The following is a 5,771-nucleotide window of genomic DNA, read 5'->3' on the forward strand; positions in this document are numbered from 1 at the left end:
TCAACCGCAACTTCCGCAACGAGGGCGTCGACTCCACTCACTCGCCCGAGTTCGCAATGCTCGAGACGTACGAGGCTTACGGGACCTACGACGATTCCGCGAAGATGATCCGCGAACTCGTTCAGGAAGTCGCGCAGGCGGCATTCGGTACCCAGGTCCTCACACTTGCCGACGGTTCCGAATACGACGTCAGTGGCGAGTGGCAGGTTCTCGAGATGTACCCGTCGTTGTCGGCGGCCATCGGTACCGAGGTCACCCCGGATACGACCGTCGACGAACTTCTTGCCTTGGCGGAGAAGGTCGGCCTCGAGGTTCCCAAGGACAAGGGCTACGGCCACGGAAAGCTCGTTGAAGAACTGTGGGAGCACCAGTGCGGCGATCAGCTGTACATGCCGACGTTCGTGCGCGACTTCCCCGTGGAAACATCACCGTTGACGCGTGATCACCGCAGCAAGAAGGGTGTCACCGAGAAGTGGGACCTCTACATTCGCGGTTTCGAGTTGGCCACCGGCTACTCCGAGCTGGTTGACCCGGTCATCCAGCGTGAGCGTTTTGTCGATCAGGCGCGACTCGCGTCGGCCGGCGACGACGAAGCCATGGTCCTGGACGAGGAATTCCTCGCAGCCATGGAGCAGGGCATGCCGCCCACCACGGGAACCGGCATGGGTATCGACCGTCTGCTGATGGCCCTCACTGGCCTCGGTATTCGTGAGACGATTCTGTTCCCGATCGTGCGGCCGTCAGCTCGCTAGATCTTTACTCGATGAGGGTTCGGCCGCATATGTTGCGGCCGAACCCTTTTCAGTTTGGTCGCTCGCGCGGAATTCGGTACGCGTTCGTAGTACTCGTCAACGACAGGCTTCGGCGGTGCCGGATACCAGATGACGCGTGGTGACTGCTTCAACTCGATAACTTCGATCGGCAGAACCTTCACTCGCGATTCGATTTTTTCCCAACGACATTCGCCATTGGCCACTCGCTCTGCGTACTGCCGAAGCTCCGGTGATGCGCCTTCTCTGGCTGCAAGCGTATCCATCAGTTCGTCAGTCACATCGGTTCTCGGATTCCAATCTCCGTTGGAAACCCGATCCAATCTTATTGCGGCCGTATCTACTTGCTCTGCAGCGTTCATGATTTTGTTGTAGATGCTGCGCAATTCGGGCGGGACATCGCTGCTCATACGGCATCAGCCCAGGGATCTCTTCCGGAACCTGGCGAGTAGCCGGTTTTCGGAACATTCATCGGGCCTTCGGCATCGGCAGTGCGAGTCACCGCCAGCGCCAGTTCCGTCCTTTTCTTTGCAGTGTCCAACTTTGCGACAACGGGGGCCAGTACCTTTTCGGACACTTCACTGAGTACGCCGGACGGCGACGTGACGAGGTCAAGATATTCGCGCAAGGCGTCGACTAGGGTGCGGATGTCCTCAACGATCTCACGGGACGGCGGGGCGTTCGGAGATGGTGAAGTGAGTGGGTTCGCTGTAAGTAATACTGGCGGGAGTGCCGTTTCTGTCGGCGAAGATTGCGTCGGCTTTGTTGGTTCGAACAATATCCTTGCAAAGTTCTCGAGGCACCGATGGTTGAATTGCTACTCCCTCCGACGTGATGGTTTCAACATGCTCGACCGGGCGGACTCGGCGAGCTATCGATACCCGCTTCGATGAGCGGCACCCGAACTCTGTTGCTCAGTGAAGCGCGGGCAATTGAGCCAGCACGGGATCCTGTATAAAGCAGACAGGACGTTCGTCCAAGTGCTAACGTCGCAGCTTGTAAAGCACTTTTTTACGACTAGTGGGAGCGGGTTCATGGCGAAGAGAGTTGTCGTCACATTGGTTGACGATCTCGACAAGGGCTCGCCGGCTGACGAGACTGTCGAATTCTCGATCGACGGGGTCGGATACGAAATCGATCTGACGTCGGCGCATGCTGCGGAACTGCGAAATGCGTTGAGCTCGTGGATTTCTCACGCGCGCAAGTCTGATGCGCGTAAGGGGGTCAACGGTGCGACGTCGACATACCGTCCGATTTCCGAACGGGATGAGAGCGCGAACATTCGTGAGTGGGCAAAGGCGGCCGGCTATGTGATGGCCCCGCGCGGTCGCATCGCGATCGAAGTGCGTAAGGCTTACGAGAACGCAATCTGAGTAGATAAAAAGCGTCGCCCGGACAGATTTGGGACACAGTTCCTCGAAACGTCGTGCGGGCAGGTGTCGGTTTGTTAGCGTCGCGACCGTTCGCATCTGTCATCAGAGGAGTCGATCATGCGCAGAATCGGTTTTATCGGGGGAGCGGTTCTCGCCGCAGCAATGCTCATCGGGATGGTGCCGACGGCGTCGGCGCAAGCACCTCTGCCAGTTCCTAATGGATTCTTGGCGGGGGTTCCGCAGGAACTGGGCAATCCGGGTGGTTCGGCCCCTGGTTCCAATGACTGGTCATGTAAGCCTAGTGCTGAACATCCCAATCCCGTTGTGCTGGTGCATGGTACGGGCGGAAATAGACAGACGAACTGGGCTACCTATGCGCCATTGCTTGCCAATGAAGGTTACTGCGTTTTCGCGTTGACCTACGGCAATTTTCCCGAGCAGCCGTGGCCGTTGTCGGCGATCGGCGGAATGCAGGAAATTTCTTCCAGCGCAGCGCAATTGTCGAGTTTTGTCGATCAAGTTCTGGCGGCCGCAGGTGCCGAAAAAGTAGATCTGATCGGTCATTCCCAGGGCACGGTCATCAATGGTTATTACGCGAAGTTCCTCGGTGGCGCAGACAAAGTGGACAACGTCATCTCGGTGGCGCCGCTGTGGAAGGGAACTCTCGGGAACGAGCAGGCAAGCATCGGTCGAAGCATGCGTGATCTCGGAATATCGGACGCGGCCCAGGCCGGATTTCCGATCTGCAAGGCCTGTCTGAATATGGCAGCGGGATCGGAGTTCATCGACAATCTCCGTGCGGGTGGCGTCTACATGCCCGGCATTCGCTACACCAACATCGTCACTCGGTATGACGAACTGGTGCTGCCGTACACGAACGGGCTGGAACCGGGGCCGAATGCCACCAACATTGTTGTGCAAGAGGGGTGCGAGCAGGACATCTCGGATCACCTGGCAATCGCGGCATCGCGGAGGTCCGCAATGTTTGCTCTCAATGCGCTAGATTCTGCGAACCCGCGACAGGTACCGTGTGATCCGGTGTGGCCCATCGTGGGTTGAGCGAGAATGGAGTTTGCGGTGGGTATTAGGTCAGTTGTTTGTGTAACACTCGGGACAGTTGTCGCAGGAGTGATCGCCGCACCCGTGGCGGCGGCGAGCGAACCGCTCCCGGTTCCGTTCGGCTTCGCGAGCGGTATCGTCCTCGAAGCACTCGATCCCGGGGGATCGGCGCCGGGAACTAACGACTTCTCGTGCACCCCGTCGTCGGCGCATCCCGATCCGGTGGTCCTGGTACATGGAACCGCAGCGAACCGGCAGACCAATTGGGCGGTCCTTGCCCCGATTCTCGCGAATGAAGGATATTGCGTTTTTGCGCTCACTTTCGGGAACAACCCGGACCTTCCCTGGCCGCTCTCCGCAGCCGGTGGTCTCGCCCCCCTTCCGGACAGTGCGAAGCAGTTGTCCGCCTTCGTGGACGACGTACTGGAATCGACGGGTGCGTCACGCGTCGATCTCATCGGGCATTCCCAGGGGACCACACTCAGTGGCTACTACGCGAAGTTCCTCGGCGGGGACGCGAAGGTCTCGAAGATCGTGTCGATCGCGCCGTTGTGGAACGGGTCCGAAGCCGGCCCACCAAAAGGCATCGGCGGACAGGATTTCGGCAATGCCATCCCCATCGCCGCGTTGTATGACGCCGGCGTCTATGCGGAAGAGGTCGAGTACACGAACATCGTGACGCGATACGACCAAGCCGTTGTTCCGTACAGCAGCGGAATACTCGAAGCGTCCAACGCGTCGAACATCGTCGTACAAGATGGTTGCGAGCAAGACTTGTCCGATCACATCGCGCTGGTGGCGTCACAGCGGACGGCAGCGTTCACGCTCGCGGCACTCGATCCGTCGACTCCACGGCAGATCCCTTGTGATCGAGTGCTCCCGATCACCGGCTGATCCGGCCCTGAACTCGCCTTGTGCAGCTGTTCGCTTCAGGCGTACAGGAACCGGGAAACGATTGCCGGAGCTGCGACGTTATGGAATGTAAGCAAGCCGGTGTCCCCTGCCAATCGGGTGGAGGAGCAGCAGGTGGACTTCGCGCCCACTAGAGTAATAAGTGGGGTCGTGCAACCTAAGTCGATTCGTGGACGTCATGTCCGCTGACCGGCGAGGCGATCAGTCTGTAGTGCCGGAGCGAAACGCGGCGACCAGGGACGAGACATCCGGTCTCGAACCTGCCCGCCGGAGAGTGTGAGGGAGAGCGATGTTCGAGAGGTTCACCGATCGCGCGCGGCGCGTTGTTGTCCTGGCTCAAGAAGAAGCCAGGATGCTCAACCACAACTACATCGGTACGGAGCACATCCTCCTCGGCCTCATTCACGAGGGCGAAGGTGTTGCCGCCAAGTCGTTGGAGTCGTTGGGTATCTCCCTCGAGGGAGTCCGCAGCCAGGTCGAGGAGATTATCGGCCAGGGCCAGCAGGCTCCGTCCGGTCACATCCCCTTTACTCCGCGTGCCAAGAAGGTCCTGGAGCTGAGTCTGCGCGAGGCGCTGCAGCTCGGACACAACTACATCGGCACGGAGCACATCCTGCTCGGTCTCATCCGCGAGGGTGAGGGCGTCGCAGCTCAGGTTCTGGTCAAGCTCGGTGCCGATCTCAACCGGGTCCGCCAGCAGGTCATTCAGCTGCTGTCGGGCTACCAGGGCAAGGAGCCCACCGAAACCGGTGGCACTCGCGGAGAGGCCGGCACGCCGTCCACCTCGCTGGTGCTCGACCAGTTCGGTCGCAATCTGACGCAAGCTGCCCTCGAAGGCAAGCTGGATCCGGTCATCGGCCGCTCGAAGGAAATCGAGCGCGTCATGCAGGTTCTCTCGCGTCGTACCAAGAACAACCCGGTTCTCATCGGTGAACCCGGTGTCGGTAAGACCGCTGTGGTCGAGGGCCTGGCTCAGGCAATCGTCAACGGCGAGGTCCCCGAGACCCTCAAGGACAAGCAGCTGTACACGCTCGACCTCGGGTCGCTCGTGGCCGGCAGCCGTTACCGCGGTGACTTCGAAGAGCGCCTCAAGAAGGTTCTCAAGGAGATCAATACTCGCGGCGACATCATCCTGTTCATCGATGAGCTGCACACTCTCGTAGGTGCGGGCGCGGCCGAGGGCGCTATCGACGCGGCCTCCATCCTCAAGCCCAAGCTGGCCCGCGGTGAGCTGCAGACCATCGGTGCCACCACTCTCGACGAGTACCGCAAGTACATCGAGAAGGATGCTGCTCTCGAGCGTCGTTTCCAGCCCGTGCAGGTCGGCGAGCCCACCGTTGAGCACACCATCGAGATCCTCAAGGGTCTGCGCGATCGATACGAGGCTCACCACCGCGTGTCCATTACGGACGGTGCACTCGTGGCAGCGGCGACGTTGGCAGACCGCTACATCAACGACCGCTTCTTGCCGGACAAGGCGATCGACCTCATCGACGAGGCGGGCGCGCGAATGCGCATCCGTCGGATGACTGCACCGCCGGACCTGCGCGAATTCGACGATCGCATCGCCGACGCGCGCCGCGAGAAGGAATCTGCGATCGACGCACAGGACTTCGAGAAGGCTGCGAACCTGCGCGACAAGGAGAAGACCCTTGTC

At 60.1% G+C, this 5,771-nt stretch carries 7 protein-coding genes; 5 read left to right on the forward strand and 2 right to left on the reverse strand.

Annotation, left to right across the window (positions count from 1 at the left end; translation table 11 throughout):
* Positions 1–752 (forward strand): amino acid--tRNA ligase-related protein (locus QM600_RS28690; RefSeq protein ID WP_283265134.1); only part of this gene is annotated, 752 nt, incomplete at its 5' end.
* On the opposite strand, the gene QM600_RS28695 is transcribed toward QM600_RS28690, so the two are convergent.
* Entirely contained in the window at positions 749–1,180 is a 432-nt protein-coding gene (locus tag QM600_RS28695; protein ID WP_283265135.1) for a hypothetical protein, read from the reverse strand. The genes QM600_RS28690 and QM600_RS28695 overlap by 4 nt on opposite strands.
* Positions 1,177–1,398: a hypothetical protein gene (locus tag QM600_RS28700; protein ID WP_283265136.1), complete on the reverse strand. Its 222-nt coding sequence runs from the start codon at positions 1,396–1,398 to the stop codon at positions 1,177–1,179. Before QM600_RS28700 ends, QM600_RS28695 begins: the two co-directional genes overlap by 4 nt.
* 406 nt (positions 1,399–1,804) lie before the next feature.
* Between QM600_RS28700 and QM600_RS28705 the strand changes: the two genes are divergently transcribed.
* The 4 genes from QM600_RS28705 to QM600_RS28720 all read left to right on the forward strand — a co-directional run.
* Positions 1,805–2,143, forward strand: coding sequence for a histone-like nucleoid-structuring protein Lsr2 (locus tag QM600_RS28705; RefSeq protein ID WP_283265137.1), 339 nt, complete (start codon positions 1,805–1,807; stop codon positions 2,141–2,143).
* 117 nt (positions 2,144–2,260) lie between these two features.
* Complete coding sequence (locus QM600_RS28710) at positions 2,261–3,202, forward strand: esterase/lipase family protein (protein WP_283265138.1); 942 nt, start codon at positions 2,261–2,263, stop codon at positions 3,200–3,202.
* A gap of 6 nt (positions 3,203–3,208) precedes the next feature.
* Positions 3,209–4,096, forward strand: coding sequence for an esterase/lipase family protein (locus tag QM600_RS28715; protein ID WP_283265139.1), 888 nt, complete (start codon positions 3,209–3,211; stop codon positions 4,094–4,096).
* Between the two features lie 307 nt (positions 4,097–4,403).
* The coding region (locus QM600_RS28720; protein ID WP_283265140.1) for a Clp protease N-terminal domain-containing protein at positions 4,404–5,771 on the forward strand (1,368 nt) is incomplete at its 3' end.

It is taken from the genome of Rhodococcus sp. IEGM 1379 (assembly GCF_030056815.1).
GTDB lineage: Bacteria > Actinomycetota > Actinomycetes > Mycobacteriales > Mycobacteriaceae > Rhodococcus_F.